The sequence below is a fragment of the Bradyrhizobium ontarionense genome (assembly GCF_021088345.1).
Classification (GTDB): domain Bacteria; phylum Pseudomonadota; class Alphaproteobacteria; order Rhizobiales; family Xanthobacteraceae; genus Bradyrhizobium; species Bradyrhizobium ontarionense.
The window spans coordinates 1,147,643-1,169,676 of record NZ_CP088156.1; the positions used below are offsets into that span (position 1 = coordinate 1,147,643).

Below are 22,034 nucleotides of genomic sequence, written 5' to 3' on the forward strand. Positions count from 1 at the left end.
GAACGAGGCTGGCGGCCGGTGACCCATACCTTACGCACACCGTATGATGGCGTCGTGATTGCGGCTCCCGTCACGATTCCCTATGTGCGCTATTCCATCGAAAGCGCGCAATGGTGGATCGGCCGTGCCTTGAGTGCGCTCGTCGCGCAAGCCGGCATCAAGGCCTCCGACATCGACGGTCTGTGCGTCTCCAGTTTCACCATGGGGACGGACAGCGGGATCGGATTGACGCAGCATTTCGGGCTCTGCGTGCGATGGCTGGATACGATCCCGCTCGGTGGCGCCAGCGCCGTCGCAGCGCTGCGAAAGGCGGGGCGCGCGGTTCAGGCGCGCGACGCCGACATCGTGGCGTGCGTCGCCGGCGATACCAACCATGTCGATTCGTTCAGGCTGACGTTGGAGAACTTCTCGCGCTTCAACCAGGATGCCGTCTACCCCTATGGTGCGGGCGGCGCCAATTCCAGCTTCGCGCTGATTGCGCGCAACTACATGCGGAGCTTCGGGGTCACGCGTGAGGATGTCGGAAGGATCGCTGTCGCCCAGCGCACCAATGCCTTGCGTAACCCGCATGCGCTGATGAAGACGCCGCTGACGATGGAGCAATATCTGGCTGCGCGGCCGATCTCGGATCCCATCCATCTCTTCGATTGCGTGATGCCATGCGCCGGCGCCGAGGCCTTCCTGGTGATGCGGGACGAGACCGCAGCGTCGCTTGGGCTGGCAGCCGCGAGACTTCTTTCGACGATCGAGCGGCACAATGCCTTTGCCGATGATCCGATGCAGGTCCGCGGCGGCTGGGCGATGGACGCAGGCGAGCTCTATGCGATGGCCGGCGTCAAGGCTGACGATCTGGACGTCGTGCAGACCTATGATGACTATCCCGTCATCACGATGATGCAGTTCGAGGATCTCGGATTCTGCAAGAAGGGGGAAGGGGCCGAGTTCGTTCAGCAGCACGATCTCACGATCGACGGTGACTTTCCGCACAACACGTCGGGCGGGCAACTCTCGGTCGGGCAGGCTGGCGCCGCCGGCGCCTATCTCGGCCTCGTCGAGGGAGTGCGGCAGGTTCTGGGGATCGCTGGTCCCACCCAGGTCAGCAGTGCGAGCCTCGCCTTGGCCTCGGGGTTCGGTATGATCAACTATGACCGCGGTCTCGCCTCGGGCGCCGCGATCCTTGCAGGGCCTTCGCGATGATAGAGCCGATCAAGCCGCCCCGGCGCAAGAACCCGCTGCTGCGGACGCGGCTGCCTGCTTCGCCACCGCGACCGCGCAGCAGGACGTCGCATGGGTTTACGCGTGCAGCCGCCGAAGGCCGCTTCGTCCTCCAGTGCTGCGAGGCCTGCGGTGCCTTTGCCTACCCGGCGCGTGAGGCCTGCCCGTCCTGCCTGTCGGCCAGCCTTGCATTCGTCGATGCGCCACGGCGAGGCGCCCTTCTCGCCGAGACGACGGCGCGTGTGCCGAGCGACGTCTATTTCCGCGAACGGGCGCCCTGGCGCATCGGCCTCGTCAAGATGGACTGCGGTCCGACGATCGTCACGCATCTCCATGCCGACTGTATGGAGGGCGCGCCGGTTCGCATGTCGTTTCAACTGGACAAGAGCGGTCAGGCGGTGGCCTTTGCCCATCCCGAGGGGGAAACTCCCAACATGGCCGACGACAAGCAGTGGCGGGAAATGACGGCCGATCCGAAATTCCGGCGCGTGCTCGTGACCAACGGCCGCAGCGTGATCGGCCAGGAGACGGTCGCCGCCTTGAAGGGGGCCGGCGCCAAGACGGTCTTCGTCGGCGTCGCCGAACCATGGCGGCCGTTCGCTGGCGAGAAGCTGCTGCGCGGTCAGGACGGGATCGAGATCGTTACCCTGGATGCGGCTGACGAGAAATCTGCGGCCGATCTCGCAGCCGACATCGGCGGCAAGGTCGATATCCTCGTCAATACGACGGAGTATGTGCGGCCGGGCGGCCTGCTCGACCGCAGGGGCACGAGCATCGCACGGGACGAGATCGACCAAGCCTATCTCGGTTTCATCAACCTCGCGCAAGCCTTTGGCCCCGCGATGCGGATGCGTGGCGCCGACGGCATCAATAACAGTGCCGCGTGGGTCAACATTCTCTCAGTCTATGCGCTGGCGAACTGGCCTGCCTTTGGCGCCTATTCGGCCTCGCAAGCCGCGTGCCTGTCGCTCTCGCACTGCCTGCGCGCCGAGCTCAGGCCCGGCGGCGTCAGGGTGATGAATCTGTTCACCGGGCCCGTCGACACCGAGTGGTTCCAGACCGTGCCGCCGCCGAAGGTCGCGCCGCGCGCAATCGCGCAGGCGATCGTGTCGGGACTGAGAGGTGGGCTCGAGGAGATGTATGTCGGAGATGTCGCCCAAGAGATCCGGCAACGTCTCGCGGCTAATCCGAAAGCGCTCGAACGCGAGCTCGACAGGTGACATCGAGCTTTCAACCAAGCCGGAGGACGTGACGATGCAAAGCAACCATCTGCTGGAACTGGCGGGCGCGATTTCCTCCGGCGCGGTGCGCGTCGTCGACCTGACCTTCACACTCAGTCCGGATTTTCCGGTCATCGTGCTGCCGCCGGAGTTCGGCCAGGCGGCGCCGGTTCGCATCCAGGAAATCTCGCGATACGACGATCGCGGCCCGGCCTGGTACTGGAACAATGTCACCTTCGGCGAACACACCGGGACCCATTTCGACGCGCCGATTCACTGGTTCACCGGCAAGAACCTGCCGAACAATGCCGTCGACACGATGCCGGCCAAGGACATGATCGCGCCGGCCTGCGTCATCGACTGCTCCGCGCAGGCGGCCCAGGATCCGGATTTCCTGCTGACGGTCCCGCTCGTCGAAGCCTGGGAAGCAAAGCACGGCCGGATTCCCGAGCGAAACTGGGTGCTGTTCAGGACCGACTGGTCGAAGAAGGGCTGGCGCGACTACGCCAATCTCAGGGACGATGGCGCGCACACGCCGGGCCCGAACCCGGCCGTCATGAAGTGGCTGGTGGAGGAGCGCGGCGTCATCGGGTTTGGCACCGAGACCATCGGCACTGATGCGGGGCAGGCCGGACATTTCGAGCCGCCTTATCCGGCGCATCACTTCCTGCACGGTGCCGGCCGCTACGGCCTGCAGTGCCTGTGCAACCTGGATCAGCTTCCGGCCACCGGAGCCGTCATCGTCGCCTCGCCGCTGAAGATCCAGAACGGCTCGGGCAGTCCGCTTCGCGTCATCGCGCTGGTTGCGCCAGTCTGACGTGAATTCGTTGCGCTTGCCAATCGGAACAAGAACTTCTCACGAAAGACAGGTGCAATGAATTTGATCAAGGGTCTGCTGGTTTCCTCTGCATTGCTTGTTGCCGCCCCGCACGTTGCGCAAGCCGATATCCTTGTCGGCTTCGTCACCGGTCTGAGCGGACCGGTCTCCTCGATCGGCATTCCGAACGCGAAGGGGATCGCGGCAGGGCAGGCCTATATCGGCGAGATCGGTGGCGAGAAGGTGCGGGTCATCCAGCTTGACGACGCCTCAGATGCCACCGCTTCGGCACGCAACGCGCGCAAGCTCGTCGAGCAGGAGAAGGTCGACATCCTGATCGGAACGTCGGGCGCGCCGCAGACGCTCGCAATGGCGACCGCCGCGATCGAGATGAAGGTGCCGATGATCGCGGTGTCTCCGATCGCAGCCATTTCGAACGGCGAGGGCGGGCCCTGGGTGGTGCAGACGCCGCAACCGATGCCGCTGCTGGTCCAGGGCATCGTCGATCACATGAAGGCGCACGGATTGAAAACGGTCGCGTTCATCGGGTTCACGGATGCGCTGGGGGATCTCCTGTACGACTCGCTGTCGCAAAGTGCCAAGGCGGCGGATATCAAGGTTATCGCCAACGAGCGCTACGCCAGATCCGATTCGTCGGTGACCGCGCAGGTGTTGCGCGCGCTTGCGGCTCGTCCCGACGCCATCATGCTCGGCGGTACCGGAACGCCTGGTGCGTTGCCCGCCATTGCCCTGGCCGAGCGCGGATACAAGGGCCCGCTCTATGGCAACAATGGAATGATCAGCGCCGACTTTCTGCGTCTGGCCGGCAAGGCCGCCAATGGCATCATATGTCCCACCGGACCGGTGATCGCGGCAGAGCAGCTTCCGGCCGGCAATCCGATCCAGAAGGTCGCGCTGGATTTCCGGGCCGCCTTCGAGAAGGCGAACGGCGAGGCGCCGACGGATGCATTCTCGTCCTATTCCTTCGACGGCTGGCTGGTGTTCGCCGACGCCGCCAAGCGCGCGATGGCAACCGGCGCCAAGCCCGGCACGCCGGAATTCCGTACTGCGCTTCGTCAGGCGCTGTTTGCGACCAAGGAGGTCGTTGGAACGCAGGGCGTCTACACCTATACGCCGGCGGATCGGCATGGCGTCGACGATCGTTCGCGCATCATGGTCCAGATCGAGGACGGCAAATACAAGCTGTTGCCGTGAGGCGGGAGGCCGTTCGTGACGGAGGATGACGCGCCGGCCAATATCAGCGAAGCGGGCGGCGGGGAGAACGTGACGCCGGCCTGGGGGCGTGCCGTGACATCGTTCCCGCCGTCGGACCGGATTCTCTCCACCATCCTCACGCGGCAGGCGGAGCGCTACGCCGAGCGCATCCTGCTGGTCGCGGGGGAGACGCGCTGGACCTTCGCGCAGACCGCCTCGATCGCGGCCGCGTCGGCCCAGGCGCTCGTCGATGCCGGGATCAAGCCGGGCGATCGGGTCGCGCTGATGTGCTCGAACCGTGCGGAGTTCCTGCAGGTCTATCTCGGCTGTGCGTGGCTCGGGGCCATCGCAGTCCCGATCAATACAGCGCTGCGCGGCTTCCAGCTCTCCCACATCTTCCGCAACTCGCGCCCCGCGCTCCTGGTCGTCGAGGCTCAGTTCGTTGGCGCGATCGATGGTGTCGAGGCGGGCGTCGAGCTGCCGCCTCGGAGCTGGGTCATCGGAGCTACCGCCGGGACAATCGATGCCAGGCTTCGCGTGTCACCGTTGCCGGCTCTCGCAGCCGCGGCTCCGACGGGCGCGGTCCGTCCCGGCGACACCGTTGCGATCCTCTACACATCGGGCACCACGGGGCCTGCAAAGGGTGTGTGCTGCCCGCAGGCGCAACTGTTCTGGTGGGGCATCTATTCGGCGCGGGCGCTCGGCATCCGCGAGGGGGACGTGCTGTTCACGGCGTTGCCCCTGTTCCACACCAACGCGCTGAATGCGTTCTATCAGGCGCTCCTAAACGGATGCACCTACGTGCTGGAGCCGAAATTCTCCGCCTCCGGGTTTTGGGCCGCTGCGCGACGGCACAATGCGACGGTCGGCTATCTGCTTGGCGCCATGGCGTCGATGCTTCTGGCGCAGCCGAAGAGCGCCGACGATTCCACGCATCGCCTTCGCGTTGCGCTGGGCGGCGGCGTGCCGCCACAAATCCACGCTCCGTTCCTCGAGCGGTTTGGCGTGCCGCTGGTCGACGGCTACGGATCGACCGAGACCAATTTCGTGTTCGCCGGTGCGATTCCGTCCGGTCGTCCGGGGACGATGGGCTATCTGGCCGACGGGGTCGAGGCGCGGATCGCCGACGAAAATGATTCAGCGCTGCCTGACGGACAGGCCGGAGAGCTCCTGCTTCGCGCCAGCGAACCCTTTGCTTTCGCCACCGGCTATTTCGGCATGCCGGAGAAGACGGTCGAGGCCTGGCGCAATCTGTGGTTCCATTCGGGCGATCGGGTCGTTCGGGATCCCGACGGACACTATCGCTTCATCGACCGCATGAAGGATTCGATCCGGCGGCGCGGCGAGAACGTATCCTCGTGGGAGGTCGAGCAGACCATCCAGTCCCATCCCGCGGTCGCCGCCTGCGCGATCTACCCGCTGCCGTCGGAGTTGGGAGAGGACGAGGTCGCGGCTGCGATCCTGCTGGAGCCGGGCCAATCGCTGGAGCCCGTCGACATCGTCAGGCATTGCGACGGGCAGATCGCCTATTTCGCCATCCCGCGCTATGTGCGCATTCTGAGCCAGATGCCGCTGACGGAGAACGGCAAGATCAAGAAGGGCGTGCTGCGTGAGGCGGGCGTAACCACGGATACGTGGGATCGCGAGGCGGCCGGAGTGACGTTGCGACGCTGACCGTCGCGTCCGTTCAGGGTTTTTGCAGCGCGTCCCGGACGGCGCTCTTGAGCTCGTCGAGCTCGCCGATCAACCCGTCGAACCGATCCGCCGGGAAGTCCGCCAGCAGCTCGGCAAGCCATGCGCCGTGGCTCTTGGCCATTCGCCTGAAGGTCTTGCGGCCTTCGGCCGTCATGCACACGATCTGCACGCGGCGGTCGAGGTTCGACGGCGTGCGGGTGATGTATCCGTCCTCGACCAGGCGGTCCACGATCGGCGTGAGATTCCCGGCCGAGACCATCAGGCGCTTGGGCAGTTCTCCCAGCACGAGCCCGCTCGGTTCGCGGTCGAGCTGAGCGAGAACATCGAAGCGAGGCATCGTGAAATCGAACTCTTCGCGAAACCGGCGCCGCAGCTCGCCTTCGATCAGGGTCGTGCAGGCGAGCAGCCGGAGCCAAAGTCGCGTTTGAGCCCTGTACTCGGCTTCCTGATCCATCGCATTCCTGGCTGAAACAGGCGTGGACTCCTTCGCGAATGCCAATCGAATCTCCCGGGCTTCGTGGCCTTTTGAAAGCTGATGCAGCTCTCGTGAACGCAGCCAAGATAGTTCGTACCAAAAGTAGATTCAAGACTGAGCCCGAGGGGCTCGGAATCGGCTCCGACATGTGTCCAATTTTCGCGGTATCTCAAGATCGACGCGGCGGAGTTGAGCCCGTCGCCCCCTGACGGGCAGAACCACCTTGACAAGGCATGCGTCGACGAAATACTTTATGCTTAAAGTAATTTGGGTGAAAGCTCGGCACACGGCGCGACGCGCGAAAGCGAGGGATCATGCGCATAGTCTGTATCGGCGGCGGCCCGGCCGGCCTCTATCTGGGCCTGCTGATGAAACGTCGACATCCAGAGCACGTCATCACGGTCGTCGAGCGCAACAAACCCTACGATACGTTCGGCTGGGGCGTCGTGTTCTCCGATGCCATGATGTCGGCGATGCGTGTTGCCGATCCCGAGAGCGCTGCCGAGATTGAGGATGCCTTCAATCACTGGGACGACATCGAATTGGTGTTCAAGGGGACGCGCCAGCGCACGAGCGGCCATGGCTTCATCGGTATCGGGCGCAAGCATCTGCTCAACATTCTCCAGAGGCGCTGCGAGGCGCTGGGTGTCGAGCTCGCCTTCGATCATGAGGTCGAATCCGATCTCGAATTTCCCGACGCCGACCTGATCGTCGCCTGCGACGGCATCAATTCCAGGATCCGTGCCCGCTATGCCGAGCAATTCCAGCCCGACATGGTGATCCGGCCGAACCGCTACATCTGGCTTGGCACCAAGAAGGCGTTCGACGCCTTCACGTTCGATTTTCAAAGAACAGAGCACGGCTGGTTCCAGGCGCACATCTACAAGTTTGATGCGGAGACCTCGACCTTCATCGTCGAGACCACGGAAGAGGCCTACAACGCCCACGGGCTGGGCGAGCTCGATCAGCAGGCGTCGATCGAATTTTGCGAAAAGATGTTCGCCGAGACGCTCGATGGCGCGAAGCTCCTGACCAACGCCCGCCATTTGCGCGGCTCGGCCTGGCTCAATTTCAGCCGCCTGATCTGCGGCAAATGGAGCGTATTCAACGGCAAGTCTCATGTCGTGCTGATGGGAGACGCTGCGCACACCGCGCATTTTGCGATCGGCTCGGGCACCAAGCTCGCGCTCGACGACGCCATCGAGCTGACCAACCAGTTCGATCGCCATGGTCACGATCGCGACAAGATCGAGACTGTGCTGGAGGCTTACGAAGAGGTGCGCCGCGTCGACGTGGCGCGCATCCAGAATGCTGCGCGCAACGCCATGGAATGGTTCGAGGTGGTTGGTCGGCGCTATGCAGACAGGCTCGAGCCGCCGCAATTCTTCTATTCGATGCTGACGCGCTCTCAGCGCATCAGCCACGAGAACCTTCGTCTGCGCGATCGCACCTGGCTGGAAGGATTCGAACGCTGGTTCGCCGCGCGTTCGGGCATTGCGGTCAAGGATGGCGAGCGGGCGCCGCCACCGATGCTGACGCCGCATCGCGTCCGCGGCCTTCCGCTTGCGAACCGCATCATGGTCTCGCCGATGGCGATGTATTCGGCGCAGGACGGGCTCATCAACGACTTCCACGTCGCCCATCTCGGCGCGCGCGCCATGGGTGGCGCCGGGCTGATCTTTGCCGAGATGACCTGCGTCTCACCGGATGCGCGGATCACGCCGGGCTGCCTCGGGCTCTGGAACGATGCGCAGCAGGCGCAATGGCGCCGCCTGGTCGATCTCGTTCACAGTGTCGGACACGCCAAGGTGGGAATTCAGCTCGGCCATGCCGGGCGAAAGGGTGCGACCCGGGTTCCGTGGGAGGGAATCGATCAACCGCTGGAGTCCGGGGATTGGCCGCTGATATCTGCGTCGGCGCTGCCCTATCTGCCCCACAGCCAGTTGCCGCGGGCGATGGACCGCGCCGACATGGACCGCGTGCGCGACGATTTCGTCACGGCCACCCGCCGTGCGGCAGCAGCCGGCGTCGAGTGGCTCGAACTCCATTGCGCCCACGGTTATCTGTTGTCGAGCTTCCTCTCGCCGCTGACCAACAAGCGCACGGACGAATACGGCGGCAGCCACGAGAACCGCGCGCGCTTTCCGCTGGAGGTGTTCGAGGCGATGCGCGCGGTGTGGCCGTCCGATCGGCCGATGTCGGTGCGGTTGTCCTGTCATGACTGGACCGACGGCGGCAACACCCCGGCCGATGCGGCGATCTTCGCTGCGATGTTCAAGGAGGCGGGGGCCGACGTGATCGATTGTTCTTCGGGGCAGGTCTGGAAGGAGGAGCGACCGGTCTATGGACGCCTGTTCCAGACGCCGTTCGCCGACCTGATCCGCAACGAGGTCGGCATCGAGACGATTGCAGTCGGCGCGATCTCCGAGGCCGATCACGCCAACTCGATTCTCGCGGCCGGCCGCGCCGACCTCTGCGCCATTGCGCGGCCGCATCTTGCCGACCCGGCCTGGACGCTGCACGAAGCCGCGCGCATCGGAATCACTGCGGTCAGTTGGCCGAAGCAGTATCTGTCCGCCAAGGGGCAATACGAAACCAATCTGGCGCGCGCCGCGGCTGCGGCCGCGCAGTGAGCGGAGGAGGGGGCAGATGAGCTCCGTGGCAAAGGTGATCAGGCGCGAATGGCTCGACTGGCCGTTTTTCGAGCCGCGCCATCATGCGATCGCCGAGGCGCTCGACCGCTTCGCGCGGTCGGGGGCCTTCGACAAGATCGATCACGACGACGTCGACGGCGCTTGCCGCAGGCTCGTCCGCGCGATGGGCGAGGCGGGGTTGCTCGATTGCGCGGTTGCGGCCCCCGACGGAGATGCGACGACGATCGATTCCCGCTCGATCTGCCTGTCGCGCGAGTCGCTCGCCTATGCCGATGGCCTCGCCGATTTCGCCTTCGCCATGCAGGGGCTCGGCTCGGGCGCGATCGCGCTCGGCGGTTCGGCCGAGCTGCGCAAGGCCGTGCTGCCCAAGGTTCGCTCCGGCGAATGGCTTGCGGCCTTCGCGCTGTCTGAGAAGGAGGCGGGATCGGACGTCGCGGCCATGTCCTGCACGGCGCGCGCCGACGGCAACGACTACGTCATCGATGGCGAGAAAACCTGGATCTCGAACGGCGGCATTGCCGACGTCTACACGCTGTTTGCGCGAACAGGCGAGGCGCCGGGCGCGCGCGGCATCTCGGCCTTTGTGGTCTTTCCGGATGATCCCGGCTTCGGCATCGCCGAGCGCATCGATGTCATCGCGCCGCATCCGCTGGCGACGTTGCGCTTTACCAATTGCCGGATCCCGACCAGCCGTCGCCTCGGCGCGCCCGGCGGCGGGTTCAAGCTCGCGATGCAGACGCTGGATATTTTCCGCGCATCGGTCGCGGCCGCTGCCCTCGGTTTTGCTCGGCGGGCACTCGACGAGGCGTTGTCGCACGCGCGCAGCAGGCACATGTTCGGTGCGACGCTGGGAGATCTCCAACTGACTCAGGCCGCGCTCGGCGACATGGCGACCGACACCGATGCTGCCGCGCTGCTGACCTACCGTGCGGCCTGGCGCCGCGATGTCCAGCGGCTTCCGACGACGCGCGAAGCCGCAATGGCGAAGCTGACCGCCACCGAGACCGCGCAGCGCGTCATCGACCGCGCCGTCCAGATGTTCGGCGGCCGCGGCGTGCGCAAGGGTGAAATCGTCGAAAGCCTCTACCGCGAAATCCGGGCGTTGCGCATCTACGAGGGCGCGACCGAGGTCCAGAAACTGATTGTCGCGCGCGAGCTCCTGAAGCCGCGCAGAGAGGATTGAGAATTCCGCATGAGCACGATGAGAAAGCCGGAGGCCGCCGCGACCAGCGGTCTGCAAGTGCTTCAGCCCAGCGGCTGGCCGCAGCCGAAGGGGTATGCGAACGGCGTCATGGCCGAAGGAAGCCTTGTCGTGACGGGTGGTGTCGTCGGCTGGGACGTTGCCGGGCGGTTTGCGGATGGATTTGTCGCACAGGTCCGGCAGGCCCTCGAAAACATCGTGGCGATTCTGGCCGAAGGTGGCGCGCGGCCGGGCCATCTCGTGCGCCTGACCTGGTATGTCGTCGACATGGATGAATACGTCTCGAATCTGAAGGCGCTCGGCAAAGTCTATCGCGAGGTGATCGGCACCCACTATCCCTGCATGGCGCTCGTGCAGGTCGTGCGTCTTGTCGAGCCATCAGCGCGTGTCGAGATCGAAGCGACCGCCGTCGTCCCACGCTGACGAGGGCGCGCGCGCCTTGTAGCGCAAGACAAACGAGATCGCCGCGCGGCCGCGCTCGGGCAGACACGAAGGCCTGCGCCAGATGCGCGCGCATGCGGCGAACGGCCGTCTCAGTGCGATGCGGGCCGCTGTGGAATCTCGAAGGTTCGGGTTTCGGCGTCGAGGACCTTGTGGCTCGCATCGGCAAGTTCGATCAGCACGCGGTGAGGTCCCGACGGCAGACCTTGGAGGATGATCGGTTCTTCGCTGGCGTGAAGCCAATGCCACGGGCCGTCATCGACTGTGATGTGAAGGTGGCCGAGCCGTGGGACGACCTGACTCGCAGTCTCGCCGTAGACCGGCACGATCTTCAGGTTCTCGGTTCGGAATGTGATGATCACCAGCCCGGCGGAGAGCGGACCCGCGAGCGGCTGATTGACAACGAGGTGCGCGGCGGGCTGCGGCGCCGCTGACACAGCCTGTGTCATATGCTCCTGAGCGAGGGCCCCAGACCATCCGATCGGATCAAATATCGATAGAGCAAGGGCGAAACAGAGAAAGGCACCACGCGATGTCATAGGTTTCACCCAAGCCTTCTGTGGGAACGGATACGCCCCGATGTGAGCGCTGATTACATTGAGCGAGAGCCGCTGTCCAGAGAAATGTAATCGGCGATTACAAGCTTCGCTGATTGCGCTATAATCTTCGGATCATGGCCCCGCGCAACTCATCGCCAAGGAAGTCGGCAGCCCGCCCAGGCTATCATCATGGCAATCTGCGCCAGGCTCTTCTTGATGCAGCGGTGCTGTTGATCGAGACCAAGGGCCTCGATCAGGTGAGCGTGCGCGACGTTGCCAAGATCGTGGGAGTATCGCCCGGGGCGCCTTTCCGCCATTTCCCGAGCCGGACCGCGCTGCTGACGGCAGTGGCGGAACAGGCGATGGACCGGTTGATCGTGGAAATCGACAAGGCGCTTGCCGCAGCGGACGGCGAGAATTCCTTAATGCGATATCGGGCGATCGGGATCGGCTTCTTCCGTTGGGCCATCACCAACCCGGTGCATTTCCAGGTCATTTCCACACGCACCGCGATCGACTTCGAAGGCTCTTCGCTGGTCCATCGCAATGGCGAGATTCGTGCCGTCATGGTCCGCCTGATGCGTGACGCTGAGACGGAGGGACTGCTCCGGAGTAGCGATGCCGCTCGCCACGCGGTGGCGGGCCGTGCGCTGGCCTATGGCCTTGCGCGGATGTACATTGATGGTCAATTTCCAAGTTGGGGGCTGCGAGGCGCAGACCCACTCGAGGAGGTGATTGGAATGTTCGACCTGTTCATCTCCTCGATCGCCGCCTGAGCGATTAATTCGAATCCGATCGGTGTTGGCCATCAAAGCCACTGTTTCGACTACGGCCTTTTGAGGTCGCCGCGGGCTGGCGATTGATGCCTCGGAGATGTCGGATGCCGGCCTCCGCCGGCGAAGAGGCTGTCCGGCAGACACCGCGTCAGCCTACGCGGCGGCGCGGACTTTGGCGCCGGCACCTGCGACTTCCGTCGCCACCCGCGCAGCTGCCCCCGCAGGTCGCGAACGGCCACCGAGATCCGCCGCAGCCGGCCGGAGCGCGCGAGGTCGCGCATCAGCACCTAGCGAGCAGGCGCTGATCGATATTACGGCCTGATACCATCAGGCAGGTTCGTCGGCCGCTGGCCGCGATCATGGAGGCTCTTCGACGATGCGAATGGCGCTGCGACTGACGAACAAGCGCGGAACGGCGATATTGCCGATGATGGCTTGGCTCCTGGGCTTTGGCATCCCGCTGCTGACGGTGGCGCCGTTCGCGGCCTGCGCGCAACAGGCCGGCAGCGCCACCACCTTGACCGCTCCGGCACGCGCTGCTGACGCTCCCGCGCCGGTCGTGCCGCCGGCTGCCATACAGCCCGCGGCGCCCAACGCCCTTGCCCTCTCGAAACCGTCAGGCCTCGAACCGACGGAGCCGGGCGCGGCCTCCGGCGCAGCAGAGGCCGCTCCGAAAGCCGCCGCAGCCGGCGCCGAGACCCCGCCTGCGGCGCCGCCATCGTCGAACCCTGTGGCATCCGCGCCGACGCTGCCCCACGACCTCACCTTTGTCGGAATGTTCCTGGAAGCGGCGCCGGTCGTGAAGGGCGTGATTATCGGTCTTCTGCTGGCTTCCGTCGTCACCTGGACCGTCTGGCTGGCAAAGGCGCTGGAGCTCAGCATTTCGAACCGCAGTCTGCGTCGCGCGCTTGCGATGCTGTCCGCGGCGACCTCGCTCTCTGATGTCACCAGGACCGGCGACCGGACCGTCGATGCGTTGCTGTCGGAAGCCAATCTCGAACTCACGCAATCCGCCGGTCTTCCGGATGTCAATGTCAGCGGCCGCATCGCGGCGCGTCTGGAGCGGGTGCAGGCGGCCGCCGCGCGACGAGCGCTGATAGGCACCAATATTCTCGCAACCATCGGATCGAGCGCGCCGTTCGTTGGGCTGTTCGGCACGGTATGGGGGATCATGGCGAGCTTCATCGGCATCTCGCAGGCGCAGACCACCAACCTGATAGTGGTCGCGCCCGGCATCGCCGAAGCTCTGCTCGCCACGGCGTTCGGCCTGATCGCTGCGATCCCGGCTGGTGTCATCTACAACGCCTTTGCACGCATCATCGCCGGCCATCGTGGCCTGTTCGGCGACGCTGCGACGCTCGTTCTATGCATGGCCGGTCGGGATCTCGACCGCCGCGCAACGGCTGCGGGGTAGCCCGATGGCGATGAAGATAAGCGATGCCGATGATGATCTCGCGGTCAACCACGAGATCAACGTGACACCCTTCATCGACGTCATGCTGGTGCTGCTGATCATCTTCATGGTGGCAGCACCGCTCGCCACGGTCAACGTGCCGGTCGAACTGCCGGTATCGAGGGCTCAGCCGCAACCGGCGGAGTCCGATCCGGTGTTCGTCACGGTTCAGGTCGATCACACCTTGTCGATTGGAGAGACCCCGGTGAAGCCGGGAGGGGTCGGTCAGGCGCTCGACATGGCGACGAAGGGTGACAAGACCACAAGGCTGTTTCTGCGCGCCGACAAGAAGGTCGACTACGGAGCGCTGATGGATGTCATGAGCGGGCTGCGCGATGCCGGCTATTTGAAAGTCGCGTTGGTCGGGCTTGCAACGTCTCAGTGATCTGTCGTCGGGCGATGCGAGCGCTGCCGAACGCAACGCGTTCGAAGCATGGCATAGCCAAAACCCGGAGCATGAGCGGGCTTTCAAAGAGGCCCGAAAATTATGGGTTGGACTGGGCGACGTTTTTCCAATGCCAATACGGCGCGCGCACGTCGCGTTATCAGCGCTCGATAGCCGGCCTATGACGGCCGCGCGACCGCGATCGAGGGTCACGTCGTTCGCTCTGCTGGCGGCGTCCATCGCGTTGTTGATCGGCGTCGGCGTGCGGTCGATGATTGGCTTGCCGCACGACCATGTCACGATGCGGGGGCAGCGCGAGTTGGTGTCGCTCCCGGACGGAAGTCGCGTGCAGGTAGGCAGCAACAGCGCTATCGACGTCGAATATGAAGTCGGGATGCGGCGGGTAAGGCTGGTGCGTGGCGAGGCCTATTTCGATGTGGTCCATGACGCAGAGCGGCCATTCCTGGTTGAGACGGAAGGCGGGTCGGTGCGCGATATCGGGACCGCATTCTCGGTTCGCCTCGACGGTAGCGACGAGATCGTGGTCGTGGTCGAGCGCGGCTCGGTCGAGGTCACTGGCCGCACCGCGCCTGTCGTCTTAGTGCCGAACCAGCGGGTTCGCTCCGGCAAGCATCGGACGGGCCCGGTCGAGCCGACCAATGTCAACGATGAGCTTGCCTGGATCTCGGGCCGGCTGATCCTGGAAGATCGTTCGCTGCACGAGGTCGTGGACGAATTGAACCGCTCCTCCGCGGCCCGAGTCATTCTGCTCGGGAGCGAGATCGGAAAGCGGCGCGTCGGCGGGGTCGTCGATCTCGACTATGTCGATGCCTGGTTGGATGCGTTACGGGTGTCCCAGGGCGTGAGAGTCATGCACTTGCCCGGCTATGTTGTTCTGTTCTGAGAAGGACGCGCCGTTCAACGGTAGACCCATTGTGAAGCCTCCCCCGACAATGGTCTCGGAGACATCATCCAAAGCTCAGGCCTGCTTCTGTCATACGATCCCCGCCGAGGTTCCGGCCACCGGCGGCCGCTCGCTGGTCTTGTGCTTGCGATAGTTCGAGGCGCGATAGGTCTCGATCGGCGCGATGGCGCCGCCAGCCCGCAGTCTCGCCATCGCCAGGATCGGCGACACGTCGGTGGTAAAGGCGCGCTTGAGTTCGAGATGGGCGCCGAGGGCGTCGTTTGCTGCCTGCGCCACGGCCAGGCCAGCGCGGTCAACGATCAACGCCTGGGCATAGGCGCGCTGCAACTCGATTGCGGATTGCAGCAGGCTCTCGATCGGGTCGGTGACGTTGTGCGACTGGTCGAGCATATAGGCGGGGGCAAAATTCTTTGCCCCGCGCAGCTCGGCGTCGATCAGCTCGTTGAACACCAGGAACAGGCGAAACGGCTCGATCGAGCCGGCGTCGAGATCGTCGTCGCCATATTTCGAATCGTTGAAGTGGAATCCGCCGAGCTTGCCGAAGCGGATCAGGCGGGCGACGATCTGCTCGATGTTGACGTTGGGCGCGTGGTGGCCGAGGTCGACCAGGCACTGCGCCTTCGGGCCGAGCTCCTGCGCGGCCGCGAGGCTGGTTCCCCAATCGGAGACGACAGTCGAGTAGAACGCCGGCTCGTACAGCTTGTGCTCCAGAAACACCCGCCAATCCCCAGGGAGCGCTGCGTAGATCTCGGCCATCGACTCCAGATAGCGATCGAACGCCTGGGTCAGGTTCGATTGGCCGGCGAAGTTGGAGCCGTCGGCGATCCACACGGTGAGCGCCTCGGAGCCGAGCTGGCGCCCGATGGTGATGCAGTCGATGTTGTGCGCGATCGCCTGGGCGCGAACGGCGCCGTCGACGTGGGAGAGCGAACCGAATTTGTAAGAATGCGCCTGGTTGGGCTGATCCTGAAACGTGTTCGAATTCACTGCATCGAACGCGAGGCCGTAGCCGGCGGCGACGTCGCGCAGGGCGGCGTAGTCGCTGGTCGTGTCCCAGGGAAAATGCGGCGACAGCGTCGGCGTTGCCCGGGAGAGGCGGTGAATGGTGGCGCAATCCTCGAGCTTGTCGAACAGATGGCGCGGCTCACCGGGACCGGGAAAGCGCGCAAAGCGGGTGCCGCCAGTGCCGACGCCCCAGGTCGGAATGGCGACGCCAAAGGCCATGACGCTGCGTGTGAGCGTCTCACTGTCGATGCCGCGCCGCGCCAGCGCGCGCGACAACGCCGCAAAATCCTCGTCGAGCACGCTTCTTCGTGCGGCATTCTCGCTCTGGAGAAGATCCTCGCTGATGAAGAAGCCGGTCATGTTCATCTCCCGAGGATCGGCATTTCACCGCGTGAAGGACTGCGCATTGCCGGCGTCGACATTGAGGATGTTGCCGGTCGACTTCGCCGAAAGATCGCTCGCAAAGAAATAGACGCCCTCGGCGATATCCTCAGGCAACACCGCGAGCTTCAGCATCGACCGCTGCCGATAGACCTCTTCGAGCTCGTCTTCCGCGACCTTGTTAGAGGCGGCGCGTTGCCGGCGCCACTCGCCGGCCCAGATCTTGGAGCCGCGCAGCACCGCATCCGGGTTGACGGTATTGACGCGGATGCCGTGCGGCGCGCCTTCGAGTGCGAGACAGCGCGCCAAGTGGATTTCCGACGCCTTGGCCGCGCAATAGGCGGACGCGCCGGCCGAGGCGGCGAGGCCGTTCTTGGAGGCGACGAACACGATTGCGCCGCCGCTTTGCTGCCGCTGCATAAGCCGGAATGCCTCGCGGGCCACCAGGAAATAGCCGGTGGCGAGCACATCCATGTTCTTCTGCCAGAGCGCCAGACTGGTGTCCTCGATCGGGGAGGCGGAGGCGATGCCGGCGTTCGAGACCACGATGTCGATGCCCCCGTAGGCGAGAATGGCTCGCTCGAAGCTCGCGGCGACGCTGGCCTCGTCGGTCACGTCCAGGATGATGCCGACCGCGCTGTCGCGGCCGAAGCGTTGCACGATCGACTGGACGCGAGCGTGGAGCGTGTCCTGGTCGATGTCGGCCAGCACCACGCAGGCGCCTTCGTCGAGCAGCCGGAATGCGGTGGCGCTACCAATCCCGCCGGCGCCGCCAGTGATATAGGCGATTCTGCCGGCCAGTGATTTCGGCTTCGGCATGCGCTGCAGCTTGGCCTCTTCGAGCAGCCAGTACTCGATATCGAAGGCCTCCTGTTCCGGCAGGCCGACATAAGTGCTGACGCCGGACGCGCCACGCATGACATTGATGGCGTTGATGTAGAACTCCGAGGCGATGCGCGCCGTCGCCTTGTCCTTCGCGAAGGAGAACATGCCGATACCCGGCACCAGGTAGATCACCGCGTTGGGATCGCGCATGGCGGGCGAGTTCGGCCGCTTGCAGCGCTGATAATAGGCAGAGTAGTCGGCGCGATAGGCCTCGAGCAGTGCGTCCAACGAGCTCGCGATCTTGTCGACGTCGTTGCTCTGGCCGGCATGAGGCAGCACCAAGGGACGAATTTTGGTGCGCAGAAAATGATCGGGGCAAGAGGTCCCAAGCGGCGCCAGTTCATCCAGCGCGCGTGAATTGACGAACTCCAGCACCTCGGGCGCGTCGGTGAAATGCCCGACCTTGCGCTCGTCGCGCGAGATCTTGCCGCGGATCAGCGGCATCAGGGCCGCCGCGACGGCGCGGCGCATTTCGGGCGTGGCGGGATCGTAGCGTGGGCCGCCGAAGGCGGGCTGCTCTTCGTGCTGCGCGAGCCAGTCCGCCGCCTGCCGGATGATCCGCAGTGTCATTTGATAGGCCGCTTTCGACGTCGGGCCCCAGGTGAACAGCCCGTGGCCGCCGAGCACGACGCCGACATATTCGGGATGCTCCGTCGCGACAGCGCCGAGCTTCAGGCCGAGGTCGAAGCCGGGCCGCTGCCAGGGCAGAAAGCCGATCGCGCCGCCGAACACTTCTTTGGTCAACTCCTCCGCGTTAGCGCAGGCTGCGATGGCGATGACAGCGTCGGCATGAACATGATCGACATGACGGTGTGGCACGAAGCCGTGCAGCGGCGTATCGATCGAGGTCGCTCGCGGGTTGAGATTGAAGGTGCAATGATTGAACAGCGCCACCATCTCGTCTTCATGGGCGATTCCGCGATAGAGCTGTCTGAGACCTAACAGCTTGTCGAGATAGAGCGTGGAGAAGCCATCGCGCTTCATCGATCCCAAGTCGCCGCCGGAGCCTTTGACCCAGAGCACCGTGACCGGCTCCTGCGTCAAAGGGTCGGTCATGGTGATCTTGGCTGAGGTATTGCCGCCGCCGAAATTCGTGATGCGAAGATCACTGCCAAGCAGGTTAGAGCGGTAGAGCAGCAACCCCGGCTCATCCAGCTCCGCCGCGTGAGTATCGTTCCAGAGATCGGGAAGCGGCTCGGCCGTCGCCGTGGTCATGAACCTCTCCCCCCTGATCTCTTTGGTTGCGTGAGACGATAGTATCGCAATCGATCATGGTCAATCACCGCTTGAGCGATGTTGCTGTGCAGCGTGATTGATCATGCATGAAACTGGAGGTTTTGCGTTGACCACTCCCAAACTTCGTGACTAGCTATGGGCTTCGGGAGGAAACAGGGCCGTGCACGAACGCGAGCGCTGGCAACTAATAAAGGCGATGCTGAAGCAGCAGCCGCTCGTTCGTATTGCCGATGTCTGCCGTGCCACCGGCGCCTCCGAAGCTTCGGCAAGGCGCGATTTTGCGCGGCTCGCCGCGATGGGGGCGGCGATCCGGGTGCGCGGCGGATTGGAGGCGATGCCTGGTCCGACAACAGGGACTGGCGACGCGCCGGCACTGGCGACCCGCTCCTTCGAGATCAGCAAGACGCTCAACGTTGCCGCCAAGCGTGCAATCGCCCGCGCTGCGGTGGCGCTGTGCAGCGACGGTGACGCCATCATCATCAATGGTGGCACCACGACGTTCCAGATGGGCGAGTTCCTGCGCGAGCGCCGTCTCAAGGTGCTCACCAATTCCTATCCCCTCGCCGAGATCTTGATCCACGATTCCAGTTGTCGGGTGGCGTTGCCCGGTGGAGAGGTCTATCGCGAACAGAAGCTGATTGTTTCGCCGTTCGAGGAAGACGCGATTCAGCATTATTCGGCCTCGCGCATGTTCATGAGCGCGATCTCGATCGGTCCGCTCGGCGTCATCGAAGGCGATCCCCTGATCGCCCGCGCCGAGACCAAGCTGATCAAGCGCGCCGAAAAGCTGGTTGTGCTGGCGGACAGCTCCAAATTCACGCCGCGCGGCAGCCTGGTGGTCTGTCCGCTGTCGCGGATATCGACTGTTATCACCGACGGAGAAGCGCCGAAGCACGCGCTCGACATGCTTCGCGATGCCGGTGTCGAGGTGATGGTTGCGACCGAAACACCTGATGAGGTGGTGGCCGCATGAGCGAGGCAGGTAGCACAGTTCTCCGAGTGGGGGCCCCAGCGCCGCCGCTGTTGGCGGTCTCGGGCATCGAAAAATCCTTCCCCGGGGTCCGCGCGTTGTCCAACGTCTCGTTCGAGGTCGCGCCGGGTGAGGTTCATGCGCTGCTGGGCGAGAATGGCGCCGGCAAATCCACCCTGATCAAGATCATCTCCGGTGTCTATCAGCCGGGGGCGGGCACCATTCACGTCGACGGCCAGCCGCTTCGCTTCTCGTCTCCCGATGACGCACGCCGCGCCGGCATCGCGACGATCTATCAGGAATTGCTGTTGTTTCGCGATCTGTCGGTCGCCGAAAACGTCTTCATGGGTCACGCGCCGCGCAGCCGTGGCGGATGGCTGGACTGGAAGGCGATGACGGCTAAGACCGAGGCGCTGCTGGCCTCGCTCGAGATTACCGACCTCGCACCGAGGCGGATCGTCGGCTCGCTCAGCGTCGGCAATCGCCAGCGCGTCGAGATCCTGCGCGCGTTGTCGCAGGATGCGCGGCTGTTGATCATGGACGAGCCGACCGCTGCGTTGACCGAATACGACGTGACGCGGCTGTTCGATCTGGTGCGGCGGCTAAAATCACGGGGCGCCGGCATCATCTATATCAGCCACCGCATGGACGAGATATTCCAGCTCGCCGATCGTGTGACGGTGCTGCGTGATGGCGCCCATGTCGGCACCCGCAAGGTCGCGGAGACCTCATCGGCGGAACTGGTCCAGATGATGGTCGGTCGGCAGATCGAGAGCCTGTTTCCCAAGGTCGACGTGCCGATCGGCATGCCGGTGCTGGAGGTGCGGGATCTGGTGCGGCGTCCTCTGACCAAAGGCATCAGCCTCACTGTGCGAGCCGGGGAGATCGTCGGCCTTGCCGGCCTGGTCGGCTCCGGGCGGAGCGAACTGGCGCAGACGATCTTTGGCGCGACACCGGCGGAGTCCGGCCAGATCCTGATCTCCGGCCAGCCGGTGCAGATCCGATCGCCCGGCGCGGCACGGGCGCTCGGCATTGCCTATGTCCCTGAAGATCGCGCCACCCAGGGGCTGGTCCGTCCGATGACCGTGCGCGAGAATCTTTCTCTCGCCAGTCTCGGCAGAGTGGCGCGTTTCGGGTTCATCGATTCCACCGCGGAAACGCGCATGGCCGAGGCAGGCGTCAACCGCTTTCGCGTCAGAGCAGGTTCGATCGAGCAGGTGGTTGGCCGGTTGTCCGGAGGCAATCAGCAGAAGATCGTACTCGGGAAGTGGCTCGCCAACGAGCCGAAAGTGCTCGTACTCGATGAGCCCACCCGCGGCATCGATGTCGGCGCCAAGGCGGAAATCCACCGCTTGATGTGTCAGCTCGCCGCTCAGGGCCTCGCCATCCTGATGATCTCCAGCGAACTACCGGAGGTGCTCGGCATGAGCGACCGCGTGCTGGTGATGCGCGAGGGCCGGCTGGTCGCTGAATTTGCGCGCGTGCAAGCCACACCCGAGGCCGTTGGTGCGGCTATGATGGGAAGCCATGGCGCTGACGCGGGGAGGGCGGCATGAGCACCCTCGCGATTTCGGCGGCGCGATCCGGGGAAGGCCGCGCGCTCCGCTGGCTTGCCTCGCAGGAGGCGCTCCTGGCGTTCGCAATCATTCTCATCGCGGTGGTCGTCGGCCTCTATAATCCGCGCTTTCTAGCGGCGCGGAACCTCACTGACATCGTGCTTGGCAACGCCTACATCGCCGTGGCGGCGGTCGGCATGTCCTTGGTGATCGTATCCGGCAACATCGATATTTCGGTCGGCTCCCTCATCGGTGTTCTCGCCACGATCAGCGGATCGCTGGCCGTCGCCGGGGCGCCGATGATTCTGGTCTGGCTCACGCCCCTGGTGGTCGGCGCTCTCGTCATGACCCTGCAAGGCGCTGTCATTGCCTATCTGGGAATTCCGTCGATCGTCGTGACGCTCGGGATGCTGTCTATTCTCAAGGGTGGACTAATCAGCGTCACCGGCGGTCGGTGGATCACCGACCTGCCGCAGGCGTTCCATCTGGCCGATATCCGGTTGTTCGGGATTTTGCCGATGCCGGTGCTGATCATGGTCACGGCGACGATCCTGGCCGCGCTGTGGATGCGCTACTCGGCGACCGGACGCGCGATCTATGCCACCGGCGGCAATGCCGAAGCCGCGCGGCTGTGCGGCGTATCGCCGCGACGCACCGTCCTCGTGGTGTTCGCGCTGCACGGGCTGTTCGCCGGGATCGCGGCGCTGTTGTTCGCGACCCAGCTCAAGGTCATCCAGTCGACCGTGCCGCCCAATCTGGAGTTGACGGTGATCACCGCTGCGGTGGTTGGCGGCGTCAGCATATTGGGCGGTGTCGGCACCGTGGTCGGATCGACACTGGCCACGATCCTGATTGCCGAGATCGCCAGCGCGCTGATCTTCATCAATGTGTCGCCATACTGGATTCACGCTGTGCAAGGCGGCTTGATCCTCGTCACGGTCGTTGCCGACATCCTGCGGCGCCGGCGCCGTCAAGTGGGAGGATAGTCGC

Annotated in this window: 19 protein-coding genes and 1 pseudogene; 16 read left to right on the forward strand and 4 right to left on the reverse strand. The window is 64.6% G+C overall.

Annotated features, from left to right (window positions below):
* The first annotated feature begins 18 nt into the window (after nt 1–18).
* The 5 genes from LQG66_RS05155 to LQG66_RS05175 are packed head-to-tail and all read left to right on the forward strand — an operon-like array spanning nt 19 to nt 6,141.
* On the forward strand, nt 19–1,197 hold the full coding sequence (locus LQG66_RS05155; protein ID WP_231324090.1) for a thiolase family protein: 1,179 nt from the start codon (nt 19–21) through the stop codon (nt 1,195–1,197).
* A complete protein-coding gene (locus LQG66_RS05160; protein ID WP_231324092.1) occupies nt 1,194–2,435 on the forward strand; it encodes an SDR family NAD(P)-dependent oxidoreductase in 1,242 nt (413 codons plus the stop codon). Before LQG66_RS05155 ends, LQG66_RS05160 begins: the two co-directional genes overlap by 4 nt.
* A gap of 34 nt (nt 2,436–2,469) precedes the next feature.
* Complete coding sequence (locus tag LQG66_RS05165) at nt 2,470–3,252, forward strand: cyclase family protein (protein ID WP_231324094.1); 783 nt, start codon at nt 2,470–2,472, stop codon at nt 3,250–3,252.
* Between the two features lie 57 nt (nt 3,253–3,309).
* Nucleotides 3,310–4,467: an ABC transporter substrate-binding protein gene (locus LQG66_RS05170; protein ID WP_231324096.1), complete on the forward strand. Its 1,158-nt coding sequence runs from the start codon at nt 3,310–3,312 to the stop codon at nt 4,465–4,467.
* Nucleotides 4,468–4,482: 15 nt separating this feature from the next.
* Nucleotides 4,483–6,141, forward strand: a complete 1,659-nt coding sequence (locus LQG66_RS05175) for an ATP-dependent acyl-CoA ligase (RefSeq protein ID WP_231324098.1) — start codon at nt 4,483–4,485, stop codon at nt 6,139–6,141.
* A gap of 13 nt (nt 6,142–6,154) precedes the next feature.
* On the opposite strand, the gene LQG66_RS05180 is transcribed toward LQG66_RS05175, so the two are convergent.
* Complete coding sequence (locus LQG66_RS05180; RefSeq protein WP_231324100.1) at nt 6,155–6,661, reverse strand: MarR family winged helix-turn-helix transcriptional regulator; 507 nt, start codon at nt 6,659–6,661, stop codon at nt 6,155–6,157.
* Nucleotides 6,662–6,951: 290 nt separating this feature from the next.
* Here LQG66_RS05180 and LQG66_RS05185 point away from each other — a divergent pair, with 290 nt between their 5' ends.
* The 3 genes from LQG66_RS05185 to LQG66_RS05195 are packed head-to-tail and all read left to right on the forward strand — an operon-like array spanning nt 6,952 to nt 10,915.
* Nucleotides 6,952–9,270 (forward strand): bifunctional salicylyl-CoA 5-hydroxylase/oxidoreductase, encoded by a 2,319-nt coding sequence (locus LQG66_RS05185; RefSeq protein ID WP_231324102.1) that lies wholly within the window; start codon nt 6,952–6,954, stop codon nt 9,268–9,270.
* 16 nt (nt 9,271–9,286) lie between these two features.
* Nucleotides 9,287–10,474, forward strand: a complete 1,188-nt coding sequence (locus LQG66_RS05190) for an acyl-CoA dehydrogenase family protein (RefSeq protein ID WP_231324104.1) — start codon at nt 9,287–9,289, stop codon at nt 10,472–10,474.
* A 9-nt stretch (nt 10,475–10,483) separates the two neighbouring features.
* Nucleotides 10,484–10,915, forward strand: coding sequence for a RidA family protein (locus tag LQG66_RS05195; RefSeq protein WP_231324106.1), 432 nt, complete (start codon nt 10,484–10,486; stop codon nt 10,913–10,915).
* A gap of 110 nt (nt 10,916–11,025) precedes the next feature.
* On the opposite strand, the gene LQG66_RS37380 is transcribed toward LQG66_RS05195, so the two are convergent.
* Nucleotides 11,026–11,472 carry a DUF6130 family protein gene (locus tag LQG66_RS37380; protein ID WP_425601290.1) on the reverse strand — a complete coding sequence of 149 codons (447 nt, stop codon included), beginning with the start codon at nt 11,470–11,472 and terminating at the stop codon, nt 11,026–11,028.
* Nucleotides 11,473–11,585: 113 nt separating this feature from the next.
* Between LQG66_RS37380 and LQG66_RS05205 the strand changes: the two genes are divergently transcribed.
* The 5 genes and pseudogenes from LQG66_RS05205 to LQG66_RS05220 all read left to right on the forward strand — a co-directional run bounded on the left by LQG66_RS05205 (nt 11,586) and on the right by LQG66_RS05220 (nt 14,990).
* The gene (locus LQG66_RS05205) at nt 11,586–12,248 is read left to right on the forward strand and encodes a TetR/AcrR family transcriptional regulator (protein ID WP_231324110.1); all 663 of its coding nucleotides are present in this window, start codon (nt 11,586–11,588) and stop codon (nt 12,246–12,248) included.
* A gap of 427 nt (nt 12,249–12,675) precedes the next feature.
* A complete protein-coding gene (gene exbB, locus LQG66_RS05210) occupies nt 12,676–13,662 on the forward strand; it encodes a tonB-system energizer ExbB (RefSeq protein WP_231324112.1) in 987 nt (328 codons plus the stop codon).
* Between the two features lie 4 nt (nt 13,663–13,666).
* Complete coding sequence (exbD, locus tag LQG66_RS05215) at nt 13,667–14,086, forward strand: TonB system transport protein ExbD (RefSeq protein WP_231324114.1); 420 nt, start codon at nt 13,667–13,669, stop codon at nt 14,084–14,086.
* Nucleotides 14,070–14,174, forward strand: a pseudogene (locus LQG66_RS37385) (FecR/PupR family sigma factor regulator); the annotation flags it as partial. The gene exbD and the pseudogene LQG66_RS37385, both read left to right, overlap by 17 nt.
* A 93-nt stretch (nt 14,175–14,267) precedes the next feature.
* The gene (locus LQG66_RS05220; protein WP_231324115.1) at nt 14,268–14,990 is read left to right on the forward strand and encodes a FecR family protein; all 723 of its coding nucleotides are present in this window, start codon (nt 14,268–14,270) and stop codon (nt 14,988–14,990) included.
* A gap of 90 nt (nt 14,991–15,080) precedes the next feature.
* Here the strand turns inward: LQG66_RS05220 and rhaI are convergent, their stop codons facing one another.
* Both rhaI and LQG66_RS05230 read right to left on the reverse strand, forming a co-directional pair.
* Nucleotides 15,081–16,376 carry an L-rhamnose catabolism isomerase gene (rhaI, locus tag LQG66_RS05225; protein WP_231324117.1) on the reverse strand — a complete coding sequence of 432 codons (1,296 nt, stop codon included), beginning with the start codon at nt 16,374–16,376 and terminating at the stop codon, nt 15,081–15,083.
* A 24-nt stretch (nt 16,377–16,400) separates the two neighbouring features.
* Nucleotides 16,401–18,497: a bifunctional rhamnulose-1-phosphate aldolase/short-chain dehydrogenase gene (locus LQG66_RS05230; protein WP_231324119.1), complete on the reverse strand. Its 2,097-nt coding sequence runs from the start codon at nt 18,495–18,497 to the stop codon at nt 16,401–16,403.
* A 181-nt stretch (nt 18,498–18,678) separates the two neighbouring features.
* Here LQG66_RS05230 and LQG66_RS05235 point away from each other — a divergent pair, with 181 nt between their 5' ends.
* The 3 genes from LQG66_RS05235 to LQG66_RS05245 are packed head-to-tail and all read left to right on the forward strand — an operon-like array spanning nt 18,679 to nt 22,030.
* Nucleotides 18,679–19,491 carry a DeoR/GlpR family DNA-binding transcription regulator gene (locus LQG66_RS05235; RefSeq protein ID WP_231324121.1) on the forward strand — a complete coding sequence of 271 codons (813 nt, stop codon included), beginning with the start codon at nt 18,679–18,681 and terminating at the stop codon, nt 19,489–19,491.
* The gene (locus LQG66_RS05240; RefSeq protein ID WP_231324123.1) at nt 19,488–21,044 is read left to right on the forward strand and encodes a sugar ABC transporter ATP-binding protein; all 1,557 of its coding nucleotides are present in this window, start codon (nt 19,488–19,490) and stop codon (nt 21,042–21,044) included. The genes LQG66_RS05235 and LQG66_RS05240 overlap by 4 nt, the downstream gene beginning before the upstream one ends.
* On the forward strand, nt 21,041–22,030 hold the full coding sequence (locus LQG66_RS05245; protein ID WP_231324125.1) for an ABC transporter permease: 990 nt from the start codon (nt 21,041–21,043) through the stop codon (nt 22,028–22,030). The genes LQG66_RS05240 and LQG66_RS05245 overlap by 4 nt, the downstream gene beginning before the upstream one ends.
* Nucleotides 22,031–22,034 lie beyond the last annotated feature (4 nt).

Bases quoted from the DNA above. Each gene is read 5' to 3' on its own strand.
- LQG66_RS05160 (WP_231324092.1), top strand. From the start codon at position 1,194: ATGATAGAGCCGATCAAGCCGCCCCGGCGCAAGAACCCGCTGCTGCGG.
- LQG66_RS05165 (WP_231324094.1), top strand. From the start codon at position 2,470: ATGCAAAGCAACCATCTGCTGGAACTGGCGGGCGCGATTTCCTCCGGC.
- LQG66_RS05170 (WP_231324096.1), top strand. From the start codon at position 3,310: ATGAATTTGATCAAGGGTCTGCTGGTTTCCTCTGCATTGCTTGTTGCC.
- LQG66_RS05185 (WP_231324102.1), top strand. From the start codon at position 6,952: ATGCGCATAGTCTGTATCGGCGGCGGCCCGGCCGGCCTCTATCTGGGC.
- LQG66_RS05190 (WP_231324104.1), top strand. From the start codon at position 9,287: ATGAGCTCCGTGGCAAAGGTGATCAGGCGCGAATGGCTCGACTGGCCG.
- LQG66_RS05195 (WP_231324106.1), top strand. From the start codon at position 10,484: ATGAGCACGATGAGAAAGCCGGAGGCCGCCGCGACCAGCGGTCTGCAA.
- LQG66_RS37380 (WP_425601290.1), bottom strand. From the start codon at position 11,472: ATGACATCGCGTGGTGCCTTTCTCTGTTTCGCCCTTGCTCTATCGATA.
- exbB (WP_231324112.1), top strand. From the start codon at position 12,676: ATGATGGCTTGGCTCCTGGGCTTTGGCATCCCGCTGCTGACGGTGGCG.
- exbD (WP_231324114.1), top strand. From the start codon at position 13,667: ATGGCGATGAAGATAAGCGATGCCGATGATGATCTCGCGGTCAACCAC.
- LQG66_RS05220 (WP_231324115.1), top strand. From the start codon at position 14,268: ATGACGGCCGCGCGACCGCGATCGAGGGTCACGTCGTTCGCTCTGCTG.
- rhaI (WP_231324117.1), bottom strand. From the start codon at position 16,376: ATGACCGGCTTCTTCATCAGCGAGGATCTTCTCCAGAGCGAGAATGCC.
- LQG66_RS05230 (WP_231324119.1), bottom strand. From the start codon at position 18,497: ATGACCACGGCGACGGCCGAGCCGCTTCCCGATCTCTGGAACGATACT.
- LQG66_RS05240 (WP_231324123.1), top strand. From the start codon at position 19,488: ATGAGCGAGGCAGGTAGCACAGTTCTCCGAGTGGGGGCCCCAGCGCCG.
- LQG66_RS05245 (WP_231324125.1), top strand. From the start codon at position 21,041: ATGAGCACCCTCGCGATTTCGGCGGCGCGATCCGGGGAAGGCCGCGCG.